The 2,096-nt window shown below is 40.6% G+C and carries 3 protein-coding genes; all 3 read right to left on the reverse strand.

Features of this window, described 5'->3' with window-relative positions:
• Nucleotides 1-136: 136 nt before the first annotated feature.
• On the reverse strand, nucleotides 137-295 hold the full coding sequence (locus J5566_RS10390) for a hypothetical protein (protein ID WP_208563180.1): 159 nt from the start codon (nucleotides 293-295) through the stop codon (nucleotides 137-139).
• Nucleotides 296-538: 243 nt separating this feature from the next.
• A complete protein-coding gene (locus J5566_RS10395) occupies nucleotides 539-871 on the reverse strand; it encodes an Imm59 family immunity protein (protein WP_170243303.1) in 333 nt (110 codons plus the stop codon).
• A partial coding sequence (locus J5566_RS10640) for a glycohydrolase toxin TNT-related protein (RefSeq protein ID WP_244229034.1) occupies nucleotides 872-2,096 on the reverse strand: 1,225 nt, incomplete at its 5' end.

Here is a 2,096-nt window from a genome sequence, read left to right on the forward strand (position 1 = left end):
TGGGGTCGTTGATGAAACCTGACATAGCTGTGTTCAGACTAGAAACAGACTCACCCCATGAACCAATGGTTGTCTGGGTGCTAATCTGGAGAGAGGTGATATCGTCGAATTTGATTTTATAGCCCATCATCCCCTCCTAATTTAATCCTGAAAACAAAGCATGTCCAAGAACATTATCTGTGTGAACCAGTTCCTGACCTGTTTGTGAAATCAAAGCAATATCCGTTTCCAAAAGCGAAGCGTAGGTTATTACAAGAGCTGACAGCTCCTTGAACTGTTCCAGATAAAGCTTCATCCGCAAACTCAGCGAAGCCTTTAGTCACACTCTGTGTTTGTCCAATGGGAATCATCACGGCACTGGTGGTTGTAAAGAGTCCTCATTCTTGATGGTAGAGGTCGTCATTACCCATGAAGATGGTATCGCGAACGGGGTTCCATTGGTCGTTTGTGTTCTGGTTTGTAGAGAAGTGATATTGTCGAATTTGATTTTATATCCCATAATTGCGGAAAGCAGAGCGAAAACTCTGCTAGGATGATTCTAATAAATATTATCATCAGACCATAATGGGTGAAGATAATTAACGGGCATGCCTTCTTTTGTATAATATTTATTTATTATGATAATATCTGCCAAAAAATCTATGAACGCGGTTTTTGCTTCTTCAAATGTCGGGTAGGCATGTTTTCCATTGTAACTTCCTCTATCCATAGTTCCGTATACAAAATATATCTGTTGTTTCTCGTTAAACTCAATCACTACCTCCCACTCTCCTGGATTCTCTTCCGGAAAAATAGAATATCTCAAACTCTCATAGCCAAGTTTATGGATTTCTTCCAACAATTTTTGTTTCTGTTCTTCTAAAATTTCCATTTACTTTATCTCCTTTATTAACCCCATTTTCTCATACCAATTAACCGATGTCCCAAATTTAATTTGAGTGCCTCCCCCTGCTCCAAAGACAATATCAATTGTCCCTTTTTGAGGATCAGCCATATCCGCCAATGTGAATTTGTAATCTTTCATCAATCTATCAAGAACTACTTTATCTATTTGAGATAAGTTTGAATAAGCAGCGGTAACATTCTCTAAATTAATATCTTGGATTACCTTATACTGATAATACCTTTGATAGCCCTCTGGGTATGGCAAACCTCTCTGATTAAAAGGTGTTATTTTTCCATTCTCAATCGGGCTTGTAAATGTACCTCCTGATTCACCAAATCGATCAATAATATTACCAGCTTTTAAATCGGCTGATTGCATCACGGGCTTCCCATCTTTGAGGGTAAAGCCATTGTAAAGTGGCCAATCTATTGAACCATCTGCCTTCAAATATGAGCGATATCTAACTGGCGTTAACTGACCAGTTGCTTTATCGATATCACTGGAGATATAAGCATATTTCCCATTTTTCCAAACAATTCTTTCGGCAAAGTATTTTCCTTGAAGTTCATATTCTTTTCTAAGATAATCATCCATTTTTGATGACTTTCTAGCAATCCGACTTTCTTCAATATTCTTTAGAATTTGTTCACGATTATAAGTTGGTGTATTAGGTACCTCTACCTCATTCAAACTAAACTTACTCGCCGCAGACGATGCCGCAAAGCCTCCTAGGATATTACCTACAAAAGTTGCGCGCTCGGCATCTGCTTCGTTTCCTCCTAGAAGTTTGATTCCATGATAACCCACCTTACCTCCGACAAAGCCTCCAACCTCGCCTATCGCAAACTCAGCGAGGCCTTTAGTCACACTCTGTGTTTGTCCGATGGGGATCATCACGGCACTAGTAGTAGTAAAGAGACCGCCCACTTGATGGTATAGTTTGTCATTTCCCATGAAGAGGGTATCTCGGATAGGGTTGATGGCTAAGGTTTTACCATCACCTTTGTAGCCTAGGTAAATATCTTGTCCTGCTTCTGCCACATTGGAAGCACCATAGGCGATTGTACCTGTTCCTGCTACAATGCCTGCACCTACAACCAAAGGGGTCGCAGCACCTGCTGTTGCTACAATAGCCGCAAGACCTACTGCAATAGTAACTGCACCTAAAGCCAAGTCTATCCAACCCTGCTTACTTCTCTCTTCCGCTGCC

Source organism: Streptococcus suis (assembly GCF_017601095.1).
Lineage (GTDB): Bacteria > Bacillota > Bacilli > Lactobacillales > Streptococcaceae > Streptococcus > Streptococcus suis_Z.

Excerpts from the sequence above, each read along its gene's own strand:
- J5566_RS10390 (WP_208563180.1), bottom strand. The coding sequence starts at position 295 with ATGAAGCTTTATCTGGAACAGTTCAAGGAGCTGTCAGCTCTTGTAATA.
- J5566_RS10395 (WP_170243303.1), bottom strand. The coding sequence starts at position 871 with ATGGAAATTTTAGAAGAACAGAAACAAAAATTGTTGGAAGAAATCCAT.